General features: G+C 67.8%; 19 protein-coding genes and 1 other RNA gene. 4 read left to right on the top strand and 16 right to left on the bottom strand.

What is annotated here, in order from left to right:
- Positions 1–5: 5 nt before the first annotated feature.
- The 6 genes from BAY61_RS04540 to BAY61_RS04515 all read right to left on the bottom strand — a co-directional run bounded on the left by BAY61_RS04540 (position 6) and on the right by BAY61_RS04515 (position 4,796).
- Entirely contained in the window at positions 6–1,652 is a 1,647-nt protein-coding gene (locus BAY61_RS04540) for a replication initiator (protein WP_185770000.1), read from the bottom strand.
- A complete protein-coding gene (locus BAY61_RS04535) occupies positions 1,649–3,058 on the bottom strand; it encodes an FtsK/SpoIIIE domain-containing protein (RefSeq protein WP_342749601.1) in 1,410 nt (469 codons plus the stop codon). Before BAY61_RS04535 ends, BAY61_RS04540 begins: the two co-directional genes overlap by 4 nt.
- A gap of 428 nt (positions 3,059–3,486) precedes the next feature.
- Positions 3,487–3,723, bottom strand: a complete 237-nt coding sequence (locus BAY61_RS04530) for an AMED_5909 family protein (RefSeq protein ID WP_091810290.1) — start codon at positions 3,721–3,723, stop codon at positions 3,487–3,489.
- On the bottom strand, positions 3,724–3,972 hold the full coding sequence (locus BAY61_RS04525; protein ID WP_091810292.1) for a hypothetical protein: 249 nt from the start codon (positions 3,970–3,972) through the stop codon (positions 3,724–3,726).
- A gap of 9 nt (positions 3,973–3,981) precedes the next feature.
- On the bottom strand, positions 3,982–4,332 hold the full coding sequence (locus BAY61_RS04520; RefSeq protein ID WP_143021464.1) for a hypothetical protein: 351 nt from the start codon (positions 4,330–4,332) through the stop codon (positions 3,982–3,984).
- A 2-nt stretch (positions 4,333–4,334) separates the two neighbouring features.
- Positions 4,335–4,796 (bottom strand): hypothetical protein, encoded by a 462-nt coding sequence (locus tag BAY61_RS04515; RefSeq protein WP_091810296.1) that lies wholly within the window; start codon positions 4,794–4,796, stop codon positions 4,335–4,337.
- 151 nt (positions 4,797–4,947) lie between these two features.
- Here BAY61_RS04515 and BAY61_RS04510 point away from each other — a divergent pair, with 151 nt between their 5' ends.
- Complete coding sequence (locus tag BAY61_RS04510; protein ID WP_146225289.1) at positions 4,948–5,697, top strand: GntR family transcriptional regulator; 750 nt, start codon at positions 4,948–4,950, stop codon at positions 5,695–5,697.
- 67 nt (positions 5,698–5,764) lie between these two features.
- Here BAY61_RS04510 and BAY61_RS04505 read toward each other — a convergent pair whose 3' ends face one another.
- The 5 genes from BAY61_RS04505 to BAY61_RS04485 all read right to left on the bottom strand — a co-directional run bounded on the left by BAY61_RS04505 (position 5,765) and on the right by BAY61_RS04485 (position 10,110).
- The gene (locus BAY61_RS04505; RefSeq protein ID WP_091810300.1) at positions 5,765–6,151 is read right to left on the bottom strand and encodes an SCO5389 family protein; all 387 of its coding nucleotides are present in this window, start codon (positions 6,149–6,151) and stop codon (positions 5,765–5,767) included.
- 727 nt (positions 6,152–6,878) lie between these two features.
- Positions 6,879–7,278: RNase P RNA component class A (gene rnpB, locus BAY61_RS04500), an RNA gene on the bottom strand.
- Between the two features lie 153 nt (positions 7,279–7,431).
- A complete protein-coding gene (locus tag BAY61_RS04495; RefSeq protein ID WP_245865788.1) occupies positions 7,432–8,559 on the bottom strand; it encodes a bifunctional RNase H/acid phosphatase in 1,128 nt (375 codons plus the stop codon).
- The gene (locus BAY61_RS04490; protein WP_091810304.1) at positions 8,556–9,293 is read right to left on the bottom strand and encodes a zinc ribbon domain-containing protein; all 738 of its coding nucleotides are present in this window, start codon (positions 9,291–9,293) and stop codon (positions 8,556–8,558) included. The genes BAY61_RS04495 and BAY61_RS04490 overlap by 4 nt, the downstream gene beginning before the upstream one ends.
- A gap of 13 nt (positions 9,294–9,306) precedes the next feature.
- Positions 9,307–10,110, bottom strand: a complete 804-nt coding sequence (locus BAY61_RS04485; RefSeq protein WP_091810306.1) for a Nif3-like dinuclear metal center hexameric protein — start codon at positions 10,108–10,110, stop codon at positions 9,307–9,309.
- A gap of 100 nt (positions 10,111–10,210) precedes the next feature.
- On the opposite strand from BAY61_RS04485, the gene BAY61_RS04480 reads away from it, so the two are divergent.
- From BAY61_RS04480 to BAY61_RS04470, 3 genes are read left to right on the top strand one after another with little or no spacing between them, the layout of a single operon-like run.
- Positions 10,211–10,735: a low molecular weight protein-tyrosine-phosphatase gene (locus BAY61_RS04480; protein WP_091810308.1), complete on the top strand. Its 525-nt coding sequence runs from the start codon at positions 10,211–10,213 to the stop codon at positions 10,733–10,735.
- Positions 10,732–11,604, top strand: coding sequence for a fructosamine kinase family protein (locus BAY61_RS04475; RefSeq protein ID WP_091810310.1), 873 nt, complete (start codon positions 10,732–10,734; stop codon positions 11,602–11,604). The genes BAY61_RS04480 and BAY61_RS04475 overlap by 4 nt, the downstream gene beginning before the upstream one ends.
- 52 nt (positions 11,605–11,656) lie before the next feature.
- Positions 11,657–12,499, top strand: coding sequence for an SURF1 family cytochrome oxidase biogenesis protein (locus tag BAY61_RS04470; RefSeq protein WP_091810312.1), 843 nt, complete (start codon positions 11,657–11,659; stop codon positions 12,497–12,499).
- A gap of 15 nt (positions 12,500–12,514) precedes the next feature.
- Here the strand turns inward: BAY61_RS04470 and BAY61_RS04465 are convergent, their stop codons facing one another.
- The 5 genes from BAY61_RS04465 to BAY61_RS04445 all read right to left on the bottom strand — a co-directional run bounded on the left by BAY61_RS04465 (position 12,515) and on the right by BAY61_RS04445 (position 18,249).
- Complete coding sequence (locus BAY61_RS04465; RefSeq protein WP_091810314.1) at positions 12,515–13,468, bottom strand: cobalamin biosynthesis protein CobD/CbiB; 954 nt, start codon at positions 13,466–13,468, stop codon at positions 12,515–12,517.
- 53 nt (positions 13,469–13,521) lie between these two features.
- A complete protein-coding gene (nudC, locus tag BAY61_RS04460) occupies positions 13,522–14,523 on the bottom strand; it encodes an NAD(+) diphosphatase (protein WP_091810316.1) in 1,002 nt (333 codons plus the stop codon).
- Positions 14,520–15,908 (bottom strand): M16 family metallopeptidase, encoded by a 1,389-nt coding sequence (locus BAY61_RS04455; protein ID WP_091810318.1) that lies wholly within the window; start codon positions 15,906–15,908, stop codon positions 14,520–14,522. The genes nudC and BAY61_RS04455 overlap by 4 nt, the downstream gene beginning before the upstream one ends.
- Positions 15,908–17,203 carry a M16 family metallopeptidase gene (locus tag BAY61_RS04450; protein ID WP_091810320.1) on the bottom strand — a complete coding sequence of 432 codons (1,296 nt, stop codon included), beginning with the start codon at positions 17,201–17,203 and terminating at the stop codon, positions 15,908–15,910. Before BAY61_RS04450 ends, BAY61_RS04455 begins: the two co-directional genes overlap by 1 nt.
- Before the next feature lie 107 nt (positions 17,204–17,310).
- Positions 17,311–18,249 carry a YciC family protein gene (locus tag BAY61_RS04445; protein WP_091810322.1) on the bottom strand — a complete coding sequence of 313 codons (939 nt, stop codon included), beginning with the start codon at positions 18,247–18,249 and terminating at the stop codon, positions 17,311–17,313.
- Positions 18,250–18,253: the final 4 nt, after the last annotated feature.

The following is an 18,253-nucleotide window of genomic DNA, read 5'->3' as shown; positions in this document are numbered from 1 at the left end:
TTCGCTCAGGCTGCGAGTGGAGTTGCCGAAGTTTGGGGGTGTTGGCCTGGTGGTGGTTGTGCGGCGAGTAGGGCTCGGTCGTATTCGGCGCGCCAGGTGATGCGTTCGGCGATGGCCCGCATGAGCAGATGCGCCCTCGGCGGCACCTGCTGGTCACCGGGTGCGACCTTGCGCCAGATCAGGCGGGTGGTGTCGCGTTCGGGTTTGTGGATGCCGACTGAGGCGAGCATGTCCCGCACGAAGCGTTTGCGGTCGGCTTTGTGGTCGGCCAGCGACTTGCCCGACCACTTCCGCGACACCAGCACCCGCCGTCCGGGCAGCCCAAGCGTGGAACGCCGATGCGCCCGCCCCTTGCACCGTCCCGGGGTGGTTTTCGCGTTGGCACCCAAGGGTTGGATGCCGTAGAGCAACCACACCGCACACCGAGGCGAACACGGCGTGATCGACAGTTCCGCGTGCAACCGGTCGTGGTGATCCCGCTGCCTGATGGACGTGGCCTCGACAACCTCCCCAGTGGACTTGGTGAGGTACTTGGTCAGATAGCCGATGTGCCGTCCGGCTTCTTCGGTGTTGCCGAGGATGCCCTTGGAGTGCACCTGCCGCCCGAAGCGCACCACATGCGCCGGTTCCTCCACCGTCTCGACCGCGTCGTGCCACCCAGTCAGCGGGTGTCGTGTCTCCGGGTCCACAAAGGAGCCTGTGCGGGAGTCCCAGACGGGTATCTGGTCACCGTCATAAACCAGCCGATCATGGTTGGGCCACCAGACCTGGTGATACGTGGCAGCCGTGACCAGCCGGATGACCTCGTGCGAAATCGACCCACGGATCGCGGTGTGCAGGTGCGGGGCGGCTCGTTTCTGGGGTTCGACGGTGGCGAAGTACTGCACATCCCAGCCCACGACGCGGCGCAGGTTCTGCCACCACCGATCCACCAACGACGAGAAATGCACCGCATCCCGCGCCGCCCGCCGATAGTCATAGCTACCCGAATCAACCGGTGTGCCGTCCTCACGCACCCGGCCGTAGGTGTCACAGGTCAGCGTCACGAACATCGAGGGCCGGAACCTGCCCGCGAACTCCCGCCCGACCGTGGTCTTGGCGACCTTCCTTGTCGGCAAGTCGGGAGCGTCCTGCCGCCGCTTCGTGGAGCGTTTCGTGGACTGCTTGGCCGGAAGCTCGGGCGAGGGCAGACGGCCGCGCATCCCGAGTTGCCGAAGCTCCTCATCGACGCCCCGGATCTCCTCCCGCAGTTCCTCGGCGTCACATTCGGCGCCGTCGCCGAGTGCTTGCTGGTAGGCGCGCACGAGGTCGGCGCGGAACTCCATCAACTCCGTCTGGGCCTGGCTGGGCGATTCCGCGGTGAAGTCCGGTTCTTCGGTGAGGTGCCAGCCTTCGCGGCATTGGGTTTGCCGCAACGCCTTCGCCTTCTTCGCACACGGCAGGCACACCGACTCCAACGTCGACCCGCACGGTACGGCGACGTAGCGCAGTTCGCCGGTGTCCGGGTCACCCACCTCCATGGTGAACGGCCGCACACACACCCCGTGCTTCTCCGCCGTCGCCTTGATGACATCCGCCGACAGCGGTTGCCGCATCCTCTGCGCACGCGTCTGCCCGATCACGTCCACCGGTGTTGATGTCACCTCGCTCATGCGGCAACACCCCCACCCTGTGCACCGTCCTGTGGATAGGGGAAAGACAGGACGTCAGCGCGGTGCACAGGAACCCCGGTCACATACGTAACCAGCTCATCCAGGTCGGTGTCGGTGACATGAAAGGCCCGCGCCCGAAACGGTTCCCGCCGACCGTCTTCCTTCGCCCACCCCACGCCCGGGGTGTGTTCGGAAATCTCGTGCGCGGTGGCGCCCCGCTCCCGGACACCGTCCCCCAACACCATGTCCACCTGTGCCTTCTCATCGCAGCGCATCGCGATCCGGGTGGAGAACAGATGCCGGAACGACACAACCTCCTTACGCGGATCCTGAAGTAGCCCGAGGACGCAGACACCGGGCGCGCGGCCCTGACTGGTGATCGTTTGCACGGCCCGATTGGCGCGCTCGCGGAGGTTCTTGTCGGTTTGGTAGGCGATCACATCCGCCAACTCATCCACCACGAGGAGAATGAACGGGTCCCCCGTCTCCGGGGTCCACGCCCGCAACCTGCCCCGATATCGCGACGCGCGTTCCTTCACCGTGGCCGCGATCTCCTCCAACAACGCCACGGCATCCGGGCCGTTGTCGAACACCACCCGGCCAAACACCTCCGGCGCCTGACCCAGTTCCATACCACCCTTCGGGTCAATCCCCGCAAGCCGCACCCTGCCTGAGCGGATCAGCGGGACCAAAGCCCACACGATCGACCACAACAACGAACCCTTACCCGCACCCGACACACCCACCGCCAACACATGCGTGCCCAAAAGCCGCAACCGCCACGGCTTACCCGTCTCCGTCCGCCCCACCGTCACGCGCCTGAGATCCACCGACGCGGTCTCAGACGCCAGAGCCGGGGCAGGGACAGGCCGCACGAGCGGATCACGATGCACCAAATCCAGCTCCAGCCGACCCGGTGCGAGAACCCGTATCCGGCAGGAGCGGGCTTTGAACGCGTGCGCGAGGCCGGAGGCGTGTAGCTCCCACTGCTCCGGAGCCTGCCCCTTCACCATCCGCACCCGAACTCGGTCCCGCCAACCCTCAGCACGCACCCGACCAAGCTTCGGCCGATATTCCTTGCCACGACTGGTCTTCACCAAATCCGACAGCCGCATCACCATCCGCCACTGACACCCATACACCGACAACCGCCGAAACTCCGTACGCGGCTGCGGGACCACGAACCGGCCGAACGACGAAGGATGACGCCACCGCCACAACCCCAGCACCACAACCACGGCCAACAACGTGAAAGCCAGCACCCACCAACCAGCAACAGCCTGAACCCAACCCACCAGCACCGCCACCGCAACCGTCAGCGGATACCGCACCACCACCCGACCAAACTGGAACAACAACCAGCACACCAACCACACCGCCGCAATCGGCGAAACGACAAGCTTCACCCACCGAGGAAGCATCGTCCACCACGGCAACCGAGGCCGCGACACCTCCAACGGTGCCGGATCAATCCACCGCGAACCCTGCACACTCATCGAGCCCCACCCCGCCCCACACACAAAAAGGCGAGGGACAACCGACCCACGCAGGCCGCGCACTCCCTAACAACAAAAAACCGCGCGAACCGACAACACAGCTCGCATCGCATCCGGGTGACCCGGGTTGACACCGATCCCTGATCGTTGTCTATCGTTACCAATGTCTACTCCGTCTGGTGTGGACAGCGCAGAAGCGGCAAGGTTGGTAGCCAGGAACCGCTTCTGCGCCTTACGTTTAACTACTTCCGAGCATGGACATGCGGACTCGCCGCACGACCTCGCGCACGGTGAATGTCTATAGTGGACAGTTTTGTTTCTGTAGCTGCTCCGGCTTGCTACCGTTGCCCCAACACCTCCGCCTTCTTCCGTTCACGCCCAGCCCAATACAGCGCTTCGTGATGGTGTCCCCGGTCGATCTCCGCGACCATGGCGTACACCCCTGCACTCCGCTGATAGAACTCCCGCCACACGGCAGGAGCGGCGTCTCTCGGCGGCAACAGCGCACCCAACGCCTCGTGCGCCTCCATCAACGTCCGCGCCTCACGCGCCCTCCGCCACCGATCGGTCGTCATTTAATCCCCCTCCTCCGCGTACCTTTTTGCTGTCGGCTCCAGAAAGTTCGCCATCTCGTCGGCTCCGTCGCGCAACTCGCGAAGCATCCGCACAAATCCGGTCCACCGCACTGGGTCGCGGGGAGCGAGAATCGCGAGGCTGTCGGGATCGAGGTAGATCACCAACGCCACCTGATCATGAGCGCCGCTGACCATCTGCATACCGGCGACAGCTTCCGGGCCAGGACTCCACGTCGCGTTGAACGTCATCGTCGGTTCCTATCGCCTGCCGCCGAAGTGCAAGCCACGTGAACGGAGAGGCCGACCGTCGGCACCCTCGCCGATACCAAGGTTGCGGCTGACCCGTTCCCAATGCGTCGCCTGCTCTTCGAATGCCTGTGCAGCCGTCTCCGACGCAGCCACGGACCACCAGGGCAGCCCTTTCGCCGAGGCGATGCTCCGCCACGCCCGGGCGACGGCCCACGACGCCGAGGCCATCGCTTGGGCAGTGATCCCGTCCGTCTTCGCCGACGCCCTCTCGGAGGCCGACGTGTACTGGCCGTACGCCTCCTCCCATGCCCGCACTCGTTCGTTGAATACGGGCGCGGCCGAGCGACGAGAAGCTGCCATGATCACGCCGCCTTGCTCGCGGAGTCAGCGGCACCATTGGCGACCTTCCCGCCTGATCGACCAGAACTCACCGCAGCCTTGAAGCCGGTCGCACGGAAGAGGTACGACTGGTACTTGAACTCCCCGTTGCCCGCTACGCGCGGTTCGGCCGTCACGTTCTCGAACTCGACCGGCCTCATGCCAGGCAAGACCTCCGAAGCCGCCGGAACCGGCTGCACGTCGGCGAGCAACGTCACCTCGTACGAGGCGCGCTTGGCGTTCGACTCGGATGGATCGGTGACTGTCACCTTCCACTGACGCTTGCCGCTCACCTCATCCACCCGCTGTCGAGCAGGTTTGCCCATGGCGCGTTCTTCACGAGACTGATAATCGTTATCGGGTGATACCTCGCCGACCATCACTAGCCCTTGCGGGAACGCCTCATCGAACTCGATCGGGAACCGATGTCCCTTCTGGATCGCCATCTGTTGTCCGTCTCCTCGGTAGTTCGACCATTCGGCCGTCTTGTCGCGGTCAAGTTGGTATGCCAACCTGCATCTAGGTATACCAACTCTTGGCATACCAAGTCAACTAACCTCCGTGACCACAGGTCGAACGACGCGAGAGGATGGCCTGGTGACTGATCACATGTACGAGCGGATAGCCACGGCTTTGCGTGAGCAAATCGTTGAAGGCGCACTTCAGCCGGGCGAACGTCTGCCGACACAGGAGGTGCTGAGTGAGCAGTTCGGCGTCTCGCGAATCGTGGCCCGCCGAGCATTGGACATACTCGAAGGCGAAGGGCTCATCGATCGAGTGCGCGGCGGCGGGGCCTTCGTTCGGCGATACCAGCCGCTCGTGCGCAGATCAGCACAGCACTACCAAACCGACCCCGGCGCCCCCTTCGCAGAGGAAGCTTTCGCCGCTGAACGGATCCCGCGCTACAGCCACAACACCTACCCCGACCGCGCGGGACTGGACATAGCAAAGCGGCTGCAAATCCCGGTCGGTTCCGACGTCATGCGCACGGATTACGTCTCGTACGCGAACGACGAACCCATGATGCTGACCTACTCGTACGAACCACTGGCGATCACCAAGGGCACGCCGATCGAGCGCCCGGAAGAGGGCATCCACATGACTGCTGGGCTGGTCGATCGCTTCACCTCCATCGAGATGCGACCGACACGAGTCGTCGAACGTCTGCGCTCACGGATGCCACGCCCATCCGAGACCGAGCAACTTCAGCTCCGGCCAGGAACCCCCGTCATCCTGATCGTGCGAACTACCTATCACGATCAAATACCACTCGAAACTGCCGACATCCTGTTGGACGCACATCGATACGAACTCGAATATTCACTAAGGGTCGACCCATTGCAATAAATGCATGAGGCGCCGACAAAAAGGTCTGCCGCACGATAGGCGCGGCAGACCTTTTATTTTTGCTGAATCAGCAGTTCAACAGTTCGGGTTTCTGGTTCAGAATCTGCGCGCGAACAGACGTGAACTCCGCAAACTCGGCCTCCGCCGATGGCTCGAACAAGGCGACCTTGCAGCAGTTCTGAAAGGCAAGTCGCGCGCCGAACTTCCGCTCGACCGCCTCGCGCATGGCGTTGCTCGACACCAAGCGGAAGAGCTGTCCCCATGCCTGCTCATCTGGTGGGACGTCCTCGTTCACGACATAGCTCACGTCGTTGGCCCTCAGCTTCTCCGCAGTCTGCTCAACGACAGACCAAGCGTAAGGTAGCGATTCCTGAATACAACGAATGAATTCCTCGTCCCGAACCTCACCCTCTTGGGCTTGAGCCAGCAGTTCCGGCGAAACGCTGAGTGACATCAGGTCTCCTCTACGACCGTTCGATGGCAACCTGCCGCGAACGACGTTAGTCCGGTCGCGCTGCAACTTGCGAGCACCAATCGGTGGGAATTCTCCGCCACATATGTCACGTCATGCGATCAGCCGCTGCTTATCTGGCAGGCATGCATTCATGCGAATCATCGGATACTGCCGAATTTGGCTCTATGGGATCAAGGCGCGCCGCCAGCGGCCGCGCGCTGTCTGGCCCCTCACCCTTGCGGCCCTGCCGCATCCATCGCGACACAAGCCGGGCTCCCGCTCCGCTCACGCCCGGCTGGCCGCGCGGCGCGGCCTGCCCCGGTTCAGGGCTCAGCGCGCCACCGCTGACGGCGCACAGGCGATCTCAGAGCCACCGGCGACCGGATAGCACTGTGCCCCGGCAATCGCGACTCCACTCGCGTCACCGGGGCACAGCGACTCACCAAATTGCTCCCTCGCGCCCGAGGGTCTAACACCGCGCCGTCACCATCAAGGGCGCCTACCGGCGTCGCTGACGCGATGAGCTGCGCTCACCCTTGACGCCGCCGTCACGGCGCTAGCTACGGCACGGACGAGGGAGCCGGAGGAGACCAGGCACCTTCGATCTCAGGCCGTGTCCAGGCCGTCAGAGGACGGGCAAGCACGAGAAACGTCGAGAACTACAGAGCTGTGATTCAGCAGGTCAGCGCCATAGCGCGTGCCTCCGGCCGAGGCCGGAGGTTTAGGGCGGACGAGTTGGCCTGTAAGCCGGATTCTGTCCCGCGGCACCTCTCGGCGCCGCGATGAGCGACCATCCATCTCGGCCTGCCGTCGCCGGCAGGCTCAAGCGACCTACCCGCAGGCATCGGGCGGGCCGCCCTCGAACGCCTGCGCAGGGGCGCGTGACCCCCTCTTGGTCTTGCTCCGGGTGGGGTTTACCTAGCCGTCCCGGTCGCCCGGGACGCTGGTGGTCTCTTACACCACCGTTTCACCCTTACCCCGCTTATCGCGGGGCGGTCTGTTTTCTGTGGCACTGTCCCGCGGGTCACCCCGGGTTGCCGTTAACAACCACCCTGCCCTGCGGAGTCCGGACTTTCCTCGGCGCCTGCCCTCACGGGGCGCGGCGGCGCGGTCGCCCGGCCAACTCGTCCGCCCGCACAGGGTACGCCCACGCGACTCACCCTCGGGCCAACGGGCGGCTCGCTCACGCGGCAACAATGAGCAAGGGAGCTTTGCTGCCGTTTGGCGATAGTAAAGCTCCCTTGCTCTCACAAGGGGGTTGCTTCTGGGGCTGGTGGGCTTTAGCCGAGGTGGGAGATGTCGTTGACGAGCCGGACGGAGGCGTTGCCGTCGGGGTAGAAGTCGGCGATCGACAGCGAGGCGGGGTCGAGGTGTAGCCGGAACAGCAACGAGGGTCCCGCGTCGAGCCCCATGCGCAGCAGCGATTTGATCGGGGTCACGTGGCTCACGACGACGACCTGCTCGCCCGCGTGGTTGGCGAACAGTTCGTCCAGCGCCTTGCGGACCCTGCGGTGCACCTCGTCGAAGCTCTCCCCGCCCGGAGCAGGGACCGACGTGTCACTCATCCACCTGCGGTGGATCTCCGGGTCGCGCTCGGCCGCCTCCGCGAACGTCAGCCCCTCCCACTCACCGAAGTCCGTCTCGACGAGTCCGGGATGGGTGGTGACCCTTCCGCCGATCGCGTCGGCCACCGCCTGCGCGGTCTGCATCGTCCGGGTCAACGGCGAAGCGACGATCGCGACCGGACCGTCCTCGTCGGCGAGGCCCCGCATTCCGGCGAGCCGCCGGGCCGCCGAGCCGGCCTGTGCCTTGCCGTGCTCGGTGAGCGAGACGTCACCCCTTCCCGAATACCGCCGCTCGACAGACATGGGGGTCTGCCCGTGCCGCAACAGCAACAGCCTCGTCGGCGTGCCGGTGGCTCCGGTCCATCCCGTCGGGGACACGCGGTCGGGACCACTGCTCACCCGCTCCGCGCCACTCGGGTCCGAAGAGCCACCGGAATCCTGGTGATCCATGGCCTCGTTGGCGAGCCGGTCGGCGTGCGCGTTGCTCGCGCGCGGAATCCACTCGTACCGCACCCGCTCGAACCGGCCGGCAAGCTCCTTCGCCTGCTGTGCCAACGGTTGCAGTACCGCGTTCTTGATCTTCCACCTGCCCGACATCTGCTCGACGACGAGTTTGGAATCCATCCTGACGTCCACAGTGGAGGCTCCGGCCTCCGCCGCCGCTTCGAGTCCCGCGATGAGCCCGCGATACTCGGCCACGTTGTTCGTGGCGACGCCGAGCCCACCGGTCCGCTCCGCGAGAACCGCCCCCGACTCGGCCTCCTTGACGACGGCGCCGTAGCCCGCGGGTCCCGGGTTGCCGCGCGAGCCTCCGTCGGCCTCGACCGTGACCCGCACGGTCACAGCCCCGATTCCAGCGTGCGCACCAGGATCGCGCCGCAGTTGTCGCATCGGACGACCTCGTCGGCCTGCGCGTTCTTGATGTCGGCCAGCGCGGAGCGGTCGAGTTCGAGCTGGCAGGCACCGCAGCGGCGAGCCCTCAGCAGCGCGGCTCCGATGCTCTTCTGCTGCCGGACCCGCTCGTACAGCTTGAGCAGGTCCTCGGGAAACCTCGGCAGCAGACCTTCCCTGTCGGCTTCCCTGCGCGCCTGCGTGGTGTCCAGGTCGGCGAGCACGTCGTCCCTGCGCTTCGACGCGCCGGCGAGATCCTGCTCTGCCTTGTCCACCTCCGCGGCCGTGCGCTGGGTGTCGAGGTCGAGCGCCTCCTTGCGCTCCATCAGTTCGAGCAGGTCGTCTTCGAGCGCGGTTTGCCTGCGGTTCAGCGATTCCAGCTCGTGTTCGAGGTCGGTGAGCTGCTTCGCCGAGACCGAACCGGACTGCATCAGCGTGCGGTCGCGCTCCGCCCTCGCCCTCACCGAGTCGACCTCGCGCTCCTGCCTCGTCACCTCGCGGTCGAGATCCGAGCTCGACGTCTGCACCGCGATCAGCGCGTCCCTTCGCTCCCGCAGCGTCTTCTCCACCTCCGCGATCTCAGCCAGTTCCGGCAGCGTGCGCCGCCGGTGCGCCACTCTGGAGAGCTCGGCGTCGACCTTGGCGAGATCGAGCAACTGGCGTTGCACGGCGGGGTCAGCCTTCACAATGACCTCTCTCTCACGCTCTCAGATTCCACGGATCGGTGCACCGGGTGGAGACGTGAACCTCGACGTTACCCGCCCCCCTGATCAGCTCGGCGGCTTGCCCGCACCACGGCCACTCGCTGGCCCAGTGCGTGAGGCCGACGAGTGCCGGTACCTCAGCGCCGCGTTCGAGGTGTTCTCCGGCGGGGTGGTGCCTCAGGTCGGCCGTGACGTAGGCGTCGACACCGGCCTCGGTGGCGACGGCGAGGTAGCTGTCCCCCGCGCCGCCCGACACCGCGACCGTCCTGATCGGACGGTCCGGGTCGCCCGCGCCGAACACCCCAGGCCGCGTCTCCGGCAGCGCCCCGCCGACCCGCTCGACGAAGCGAGCGAACGGCTCGGGCTCGGGTAGTTCACCGATCCTGCCGATGCCGGTCGTGCCGTCGGGATGCGGCGAAAGCGGGCGCAGCACCCTCAGCCCCAGCGCGTCAGCCAGCGCGTCGGACACGCCAGGATCAGCCGAGTCGGCGTTGGTGTGCGCGCAGAACAGGGCGATACCGCCTCGGATCATGCGGTGCACGAGCGAGCCCTTCACGCTGTCGGCAGGAACCCCGTGCACGCCACGCAAGAGCAACGGATGGTGGGCGACGATGAGCTGAGCACCGATCTCGACGGCCTCGTCGACGGTCGCCCGCACGGGATCGACGCACACCAGCACCTTGTCGACGACTTCATGGCGGTCTCCGCACACAAGGCCCACCGCGTCCCACGATTCGGCGAGCGAGGGCGGGTACGCGGCGTCGAGAACGGCGAGCACGTCGGCAACAGTCGCTGACATGGCCCCGATCCTCGCATGGTCGCCCCCGCCCTCCGCCTGCCGTACTGGCCCTGTGCCGGTGCCCCGGACGTGCGGGTCCGGGATAGGAGACACTGACCACATGGCTGACCAGCACGACAGACCACCGGGTGAGGAAGCGGACAAGCTCCGGGTCGTATTCGTCTGCTCGGGAAACATCTGCCGCTCCCCCATGGCGGAGATCGTTTTTCGCGAGCAGCTGCGAAGGGCGGGGCTGTCCGGCTCGGTCGCGGTGAGCAGCGCGGGCACCGGGCCGTGGCACGTCGGCGAGCCCGCGGACGGCAGGGCGATCGCGACCTTGACCGCCAACGGTTATCACGACGGAGCCGCCGAACACGTCGCGGCCCAGATCGGGCGAGACCACCTGTCGGCGGATCTGCTGCTGGCCGCCGACAACGGTCACGCACGCGAACTGCGCGCGCTCCTTCCGGGCCAGACCGGGAAGGTCGCGCTGCTGCGCGGTTTCGATCCCGAGGCTCCCGAAGGCGCCGAGGTGCCCGATCCGTATTACGGGGGCGACGACGCCATGTCCGGGTTCACTGACGTGCTCGGCATGATCGAACGCGCCATGCCCGCGCTGCTCGACTGGGTTCGCGAGCGCCGATGACGGACAAGCCTGCGTTGCGCGCGGTGGAGCGGCACCTCGCCGCGAAACCGGTGCACACCTTCGGGCTCGGCGGCACCGCGGTCGTCGTGAGTCTCGACGGCGGGGGCCAGGTCGTCGCCAAACGCGGTGCGGGGAAGGGCGCCACGGCCGCGGAGGCCGCCGGGCTGCGCTGGCTCGGCGAGTACGGCGACGTACCCGTTCCCGCGGTGCACGGGTACGACGAGGAATGGCTGGTGACCGAGTACGTGGCGCCGGGGATACCGGGAACCTCGGCTGCCGAGCGACTGGGAAGAGGTCTGGCCGCGCTGCATCTGAGGGGCGCTCCCTCCCACGGTTGCCCACCACCGGGTGGTCCGGCCGACGCGTGGATGGGCCTTGCTCCCATGCGCGACGAGCCGCGTGCGGACTGGCCCGCGAGCTACGCCACCGACCGGATCGAGCCCTACGTGCGTTCGTGCGTCGACAAGGGGCGGCTGACCTTGGCCGACGCGAAGGTGTTCGACGAGGTGTGCGTCGAGCTGCCCCGCCTCGCGGGCCCGCCGGAACCACCCGCGAGGCTGCACGGCGACGCGTGGAGCGGCAACGTGCACTGGGCCGAGGACGGGTCGGCGTGGCTGATCGACCCCGCCGCCCACGGCGGGCACAGGGAGACCGACCTCGCGATGCTGCGCCTGTTCGGTACTCCGCTGCTCGACCACATAGTGGGCGGCTACGAAGAGGCAGCGCGGGACGCGGGGGCTCCGCTCGCCGACGGGTGGCGCGAGCGCGTTCCGCTGCACCAGCTCTTCCCGTTACTCGTCCACGCCGTGCTGTTCGGGGAGGGCTACGCGCGGCAGGCGCTGACCGCGGCAAGGGCCTGTCTCGGCTGAGCCGCGCGGCCCCGCGCTGCACCGGGAGCGGCGCACCGCATACCGTGGAAGCGTGCGGTGGAAGTTCCTGCTCAAGCCGGGCTGGCTGGCGTTGACCCTCGTGGTGTTCATCTTCGCCGTGTCCTGCTACACGTTGCTGGCGCCGTGGCAGTTCCAGCGGCACGACGAGCGGGCGACCCAGAACGCCGCCGTGCAGGCATCGTTCACGGCGACCCCCGAACCGGTGTCGGCCGCGCTTCCCGACAACCAGGTACCCGACGTGAACACCCAGTGGCAGCGCGTCCTCATCAAGGGCACCTACCTGCCAGAGGCCGAGGTCATCGCCAGGTTGCGCACCGTACAGGGCGAACCGGCCTTCGAGATCCTCACCCCCATGCGCACCACGGACGGCGAGGTCGTGCTGATCGACCGCGGCTATGTTCGCCCCGACGACCGGACAATGGTGCCGCCCTACGCCGCACCGCCGGAAGGTGTGGTGGGAGTCGAGGCGAGAGTCCGGATCCAGGAGCGGGACCCACAGGAGCGGCCCGCCTTCTCGGACGAGTCGACCGAGGGGAAGCTGCACAGCTACGCGATCAACCCGCAGGTGGTGGGCGCCGCCGGCAACCTCGACATCCGGCCCGGCTACTTCCAGCTCGAAAACGATCAACCGGGCGTGCTGGGCCCGCTGCCGTTGCCGCAGCTCGACGCGGGCCCGTTCCTTTCCTACGCGCTCCAGTGGATCGCGTTCGGCACGATGGCTCTGCTGGGCTGGCTGTACTTCACGGTGAGGGAGCTCAAGCCTGGCGGCGCGCTCGCCGGCGACGAACCGAGGCCGGAACGGCGCAAGTCGGTCGCGCAGATCCTCGCCGAGGACGAGGCGGCCGAACGGGAAGAGCGCGCGAACGCGTCCTGACCGAGCGCGCGCCCGTCAGTTCTTCCGTTTCCTCCCGCGCAGCCCCGCGGCGAGCGCGAGTACACCCGAGGTGACTCCGGCGAGCCAGCCGACGACCCTCGACAGCTCGACGGCGCGGGTCACGTGTCCCGCGTCGGGATTGCGGCCCGCGCCGAGGACGGGCAGTTCGGCGACCCCCTCCGGATAGACCGTGCGCCCGCCGAGCCTGATCTCCAGCGCACCGGCGACGGCGGCCTCGACCCTGCCCGCGTTGGGGCTCGGGTGGACGACCGTGTCGCGGCGCCATGCCCGCCATGCTCCCGCCGACGACCCGCCGACGACGGGCGCGCCAGCCACGGTGAGAGCGGCGGCGACCCTGGTCGGCACGAGGTTGATCACCTCGTCGAGCCGCGCGGTGACCCAGCCGAACCGGCGGTAGCGCTCCGCTCGCCGTCCCACCCTCGCCCTCAGCAGGGTGACCGCGCGGGAACCGACGAGCCCTGGCACACCGGCCACCGCTCCCCACACCAGCGGGGTGACGACGGCGTCGGCCGTCGCCCCGGCGACGACCTCGACCGAGGCCCTTGAAAGACCGGTGACGTCGAGGTCGTCCGTGCGCCGCGCGTCCAGCGCCGACAGTGTCCGCCTCGCCGCTTCGAGGTCGCCGGTTTCGAGATCACGAGCGAGCGCGGTGCCCGAACCGGCGAGGTGCGCGGCGCCGAGCACGGCCCACGTGCCGAACGCCGTCCCCGCGATCCTCACCACGGGGTGGGCTCTGCCAGCACGCTCGACCAGCACGCCGAGCGCGGTCGCACCACCGGCGAGCCCAACGGCGTATACGGCACCGGGCAGCGGATGGTCGGCGTAGATCCTGCGCTCGACGACGGAGGCGGCCTTGGCGAACCCCGCGACGGGACGGCGGCGCGGATCACCCATGGAGCCGTCGGCGAGCACCCCCAACAGCAATCCCAATGCTCGCGCCGCGCTCACCCCAACGCTCCCCCGCTCCCGTATACCTTGTGGGCGAGGTTACTGAATGCCGGTCAGCTGCCCGCGTCGGCCCACGCCTTGAGCATCACGTGGGCGATCGAGGTGGTTCCGGGCAGCTTGAGCTGATCGTTGGCACCGGCGAAGCCCGCCTTCAATTCGGCGCGGGAAACCCATTTCGCGTCCTCGATCTCGCCGTCGGCAGGCACCAGCGGCGCACCGGGGTCGGTGCGCGCGGCGAACCCGAGCATGATCGACCTGGGGAACGGCCACGGCTGGCTGCCGAGATACCGGACGTCGCGGACGGGGACGCCGACCTCCTCCAGTATCTCGCGGGTGACACAGCCTTCGAGCGACTCGCCCGCCTCGACGAATCCGGCGAGCACCGAGTACCGGTCCGGTGGCCAGATGGGTTGTCTCGCCAGCAGCACGTGCTCGCCGTTGACCCCGATGTCGTCGTGTACGAGACAGATGACGGCGGGATCGGTGCGCGGGTATTCCTCCCTGCCGCACGTGACGCACTGGGTGGCCCAGCCGAACCGCAACCGCCGCGTCGGCCCTCCGCAGCGCGCGCAGAAACGGCCACGCCAGTGCCAGTTGCGCAGTGCCTCCGCCGTGGTCAGCAACCCGGCCGAGGTGTCGTCGAGCAGCGCGCCGTGCCCGCGAAGCTCGATCCAGGCGTGCCCTTCGGCGAACGGTGCCTCCTGGTCGACGCCCCAGCCTCCGCTGATGCTCACCGTCAGCGCGTCGTCGGGGGGGCTACCGGGAATGGCCCAGTAGTCCACGTCGGCCCACTGCCCGAGGAACGCGGCGTCCTCGGGTGGCTCGGCGCCGATGTCGAGCGCGTTGCGCGTGCCGAGCGGGATGCCCGTGCTCGGCACGGTCCGCACCGCCTCGACCGGAACCGGCGTCCGGCCGTACTTGTCGACGAGCAGCACCTTGGCTTTCGGCCACCTGGCTCGCAACCGGCCGGAGTCGGCGCGTAGACCTTCCTGCCGGTCGACGGTGGACCGGGAGAGAGCGGGAACCGCCCCCAGCCGGAACGGCACCTCGCTCATGAGTCGGTGGCCTCCACGGTTACTCCTCCGAGCGCCGTGAGCTGAGGCGCGAGCGTGTCCGCGTCGCCGACGACGACCCCGGTGAACCTGCTCGGGGCGAAGAAGTCGAGGGCCGCTTGAGCAACGTCCTCCGTGGTGACGGCCGCGAGCCTGCGCGGGTGCTCGGCGAGCCATTCCGCGCCGAGGCCGACCACGGCGAGCGCGGTGAGCTGCGCGGCGAGACCTGCCTGCGCCGACGAGGCGATGAGCAGCGAGCCGACTGCATACTGGCGCACCGAGTCGACGTCGGCGCCGGAAGGCGGCACGAGACCGAGCCTTCCCAGCTCGTACCGGGTCTCCAGCAACGCTGCCGCGGTCACCTCGTTGGCGGTGTCGGCATCGACCTGCACCGTCGCCTTGTCGCCGGTGAACTCGAAACCGGAGTGCGCGCTGTAGGTGTATCCCTTGTCCTCGCGGATGTTCTCGACCAGCCGCGACGAGAAATAGCCGCCATAGGCGAGGTTCGCCAGTTGCAGCGCGGGATAGCGGGGATCGGTGCGCGACAGTGCCTGCGCGGACAGCCGCAACTGCGACTGCACCGCGCCCGCCCTCGGCACGAGCAACAGGTCGCCCGGTGCGAGATCGGGCAGCGGCGCGAGCACGGCGGCTGAGCGGTCGGAGTGCCATTCGCGCAGCGCGTTCTCGACCTGCCCGACGACGCCGTCGGGATCGATGTCACCGACGAGCACGAGCACGGATCCTCTCGGCAGGACCGATGCCGCGTGCAGTGCCTTCACGGCGCCTGGAGTCACCTTCGCGACGTCCTCGGGCTGCGGCATCTCTCGCGTGCAGGGGTGATTGCCGTACCGGCGGCGCTGCAACGCTTCCCTCGCGATCACGCGCGGCTGGGTGCGTGCCACGGCGAGCCGTTCGACGATCCTCGCGCTCTCCCTCGCCACCTCACCGTCCACATAGGACGCGTTGGTGAGCACGTCGGAGAGCACGTCGAGCAGCGTGGGCAGCCCGGCGGCAAGCGATCCCGCCGACACCGTCAGGTGCTCGGGGTCGACCGAGGTGCCGAGGTCGCCGCCGATGAGCGCCAGCTCGGTGTCGATGGCGACCCTGTCCCTCCTCGCCGTCCCCGTCGCGATGGTCTCGGCGAGCACCTCGGCCGTCGCGGGATGCATCGGGTCGTCCCCGGCGAACGGGATGGCCAGTCGCAGCTCCACCATCGGAACGTTGGCCTTGCGGACGGCGAGTACTCGCAGCCCGTTGCCGAGCACGGTGTCCACGTGGGCAAGGTCGGCCGCGGCGCGCTGATGCCCCAGCTCGGGAAGGGGCCTCACGCCCAGCGCGGTACGGCCGATTTCCTCCGCACCGCGGTGGGTCGCTGACGTCGGCGCCATTACTGAATGCCTCCCTGTTCCGGTTCGACGACGAGAACGGCTCGCGAGTCGGGCCGAAGGCCCTTCGCGGCCTCGGCGACCTGCTCCGCGGTGACGGCCGCGATCCGTTCGGCAGCCCCGTAGGCGAGCGCGGGGTCGCCGTGCAGCAATTCGAACGAGCCGAGCGCCAGCGTCCTCGACACCAGGCGGTCGTGTTCGGCGTGCAGGTTCGCGCTCCACCTAGCGGTGACCTTCGCCAGCTCGCGCTCGCCCGGCGGGGTCGCCGCGAGTGCTTCCAGTTCCTCGTCGAGCGCGCCGAGCACGCGATCCGCGCTCACGTCGGGCGCGTGGATGGCCGTCACCGAGAACGTGTCGGGGTCGCGCGCCTCGAACGGGCCGAATAGGCCCGCCCCCGCGCTGATGTCGGTGACCAGCGGCTCCCCGTGCACGAGCCGCTGCTGCAACCGGGAGCCGTCGCCGTCGGTCAGCACACCGGCCAGCACGAGGTGGGCGAGGTAGCCGTCGAGTTCGTTGACGGGATCGGGCATCCGGTAGCCGACCGCGAGCGCGGGCAGCGGCGCGTGCGGGTCGACGTGGTTGCCCCTCAGTTCGGAGCTCGGCCTCGGCTCGGCGAACGAGGGCCGGTGCGGCTTCGGCCTCGCCGGAACGTCACCGAAGTGTTTCTCGACGAGTTCGCGGGCCCGCTCGACCTCGAAGTCGCCCGCGACGGTGAGTACCGCGTTGGCAGGGGCGTAGTAGGTGTCGAAGAAGGCGGCGCAGTCGTCGAGCGTCGCCTGTTCGAGATCGGTGAAGTCACCGTAGCCGTTGTGCGCGTTGGGAAAGGTCGAGTACAGCACCGGCGGCAACAGGATCCACGGGAATCCGCCGTAGGGGCGGTTCAGCACGTTGAGCCTGATCTCTTCCTTCACCACGTCGATCTGGTTGGCGAGGTTTTCCTGAGTCAGCTTCGGCGCCCGCATCCGGTCCGCTTCGAGGAAAAGGGCGCGTTCGAGCGCGGCCGAGGGCAGTACCTCGAAGTAGTCCGTGTAGTCGGGGTGGGTCGAGCCGTTGAAACTGCCGCCACTGCCCTGTACGTGCCGGAAGTGCGCGAGCTTCTCCAGACTCTCACTGCCCTGGAACATCAGGTGCTCGAAAAGGTGCGCGAACCCGGTGCGCCCTTCCGGCTCTGAGCGAAAGCCCACGTCGTAGTGCACGCTGACACCGACGACCGGCGCGGTCGTATCGGGCGCGAGCACGACCCGCAGGCCGTTGTCGAGAGTGAGTCTGTGTAGCTCTGGTAGCTCGGGTACGGCCATGTTCACACCCTACGGGACAACGGGGGCCGGATTACCCGGCGGAGGAGCCCGTCAGCTCACCGCGAACACGTCCCTCTGGTCCGTCCACCGTGGATCGGCGCGAGGAGTCAGCCGGCGGCCTTCGACAGTTCCTTGTCGAGCCCTTCCTTTCGCATGCGCTGATCGATGTAGAGCAGCGCGGTCACCGCCGCCGCGAAGGGAACGGTGATGGTCTGCGCGATCGCGTTGCCGAATTCCCGCAGCAGCAGGTCCCCCATCGACGGCGCGGTGCCGACGGGGTTGCTGGTGAGCATGCCGAACGGGATCTGGATGAGGAACCCGATCACGAAGGTCGCCAGCAGCGCCACGATCAGCACGCCGAACACCCGCCACCAGGCGCCCTGCACCAGCAGCGCGGAGCGGCGCATCGCCTGGCCGACCGTCGCGCGCTCCAGTATCAGCGCCGGTGTGGCGAGGCTGAGCACGACGTAGGCCCAGATGCCGGGGATCACCAGCAGCACGATCCCGATCCCGACGATCACGGTGACCAGCAGCGTGAGCCCGAGCAGCGGAAGCATCCTCGGCTTGAGGTCCTCCCAGATCTGGCCGAAGGTGATCGACTGACCCAGGACGGCCTTGCCGACGACGATCATCAGGTAGCCGGTGAGGAACGTCTGGGTGAGCAGCGTGATCACGGCGATGACGGCGCTCTCCTTGAGTCCGTCACCGAGCACCGCGAGCGCCTGGTTGAGCTGTTCCTCCTGCGGGGCGCTGGTGTCGATGACGACGGCGTCGCGGTGATCCAGGAGCCACACGTCGGCCGCGAGGTAGAGCAGCGCGCTGATGACCGCGACCACGGCCGAGGCGGTGAACACGACGCGCGCGTACTTGCGCAGCGTGGTGACCGCGCCGTCCATGATCTCGCCGAGCGCGAGCGGGCGCAGCGGAATCACACCGGGCTGCTGCCCTGGATGCCGGTGGCCGCTCTGCGGGTACTGGGGGTACCGGGAAAACCCCTTCGGCCCATCGTCGGGATCCTGTTTCGACCCGCCACTCGCATCGGTCATGGAG

Source organism: Prauserella marina, assembly GCF_002240355.1.
GTDB classification, from domain to species: Bacteria; Actinomycetota; Actinomycetes; order Mycobacteriales; family Pseudonocardiaceae; genus Prauserella_A; species Prauserella_A marina.
This window is presented reverse-complemented; position numbering and strand designations above follow the sequence as displayed.

Coding starts and splice junctions, on each gene's coding strand:
- BAY61_RS04540 (WP_185770000.1), bottom strand. CDS start 1,652: ATGAGCGAGGTGACATCAACACCGGTGGACGTGATCGGGCAGACGCGT.
- BAY61_RS04530 (WP_091810290.1), bottom strand. CDS start 3,723: ATGACGACCGATCGGTGGCGGAGGGCGCGTGAGGCGCGGACGTTGATG.
- BAY61_RS04525 (WP_091810292.1), bottom strand. CDS start 3,972: ATGACGTTCAACGCGACGTGGAGTCCTGGCCCGGAAGCTGTCGCCGGT.
- BAY61_RS04520 (WP_143021464.1), bottom strand. CDS start 4,332: ATGGCAGCTTCTCGTCGCTCGGCCGCGCCCGTATTCAACGAACGAGTG.
- BAY61_RS04515 (WP_091810296.1), bottom strand. CDS start 4,796: ATGGCGATCCAGAAGGGACATCGGTTCCCGATCGAGTTCGATGAGGCG.
- BAY61_RS04505 (WP_091810300.1), bottom strand. CDS start 6,151: ATGTCACTCAGCGTTTCGCCGGAACTGCTGGCTCAAGCCCAAGAGGGT.
- BAY61_RS04485 (WP_091810306.1), bottom strand. CDS start 10,110: ATGTCAGCGACTGTTGCCGACGTGCTCGCCGTTCTCGACGCCGCGTAC.
- BAY61_RS04480 (WP_091810308.1), top strand. CDS start 10,211: ATGGCTGACCAGCACGACAGACCACCGGGTGAGGAAGCGGACAAGCTC.
- BAY61_RS04475 (WP_091810310.1), top strand. CDS start 10,732: ATGACGGACAAGCCTGCGTTGCGCGCGGTGGAGCGGCACCTCGCCGCG.
- nudC (WP_091810316.1), bottom strand. CDS start 14,523: ATGAGCGAGGTGCCGTTCCGGCTGGGGGCGGTTCCCGCTCTCTCCCGG.
- BAY61_RS04455 (WP_091810318.1), bottom strand. CDS start 15,908: ATGGCGCCGACGTCAGCGACCCACCGCGGTGCGGAGGAAATCGGCCGT.
- BAY61_RS04450 (WP_091810320.1), bottom strand. CDS start 17,203: ATGGCCGTACCCGAGCTACCAGAGCTACACAGACTCACTCTCGACAAC.
- BAY61_RS04445 (WP_091810322.1), bottom strand. CDS start 18,249: ATGACCGATGCGAGTGGCGGGTCGAAACAGGATCCCGACGATGGGCCG.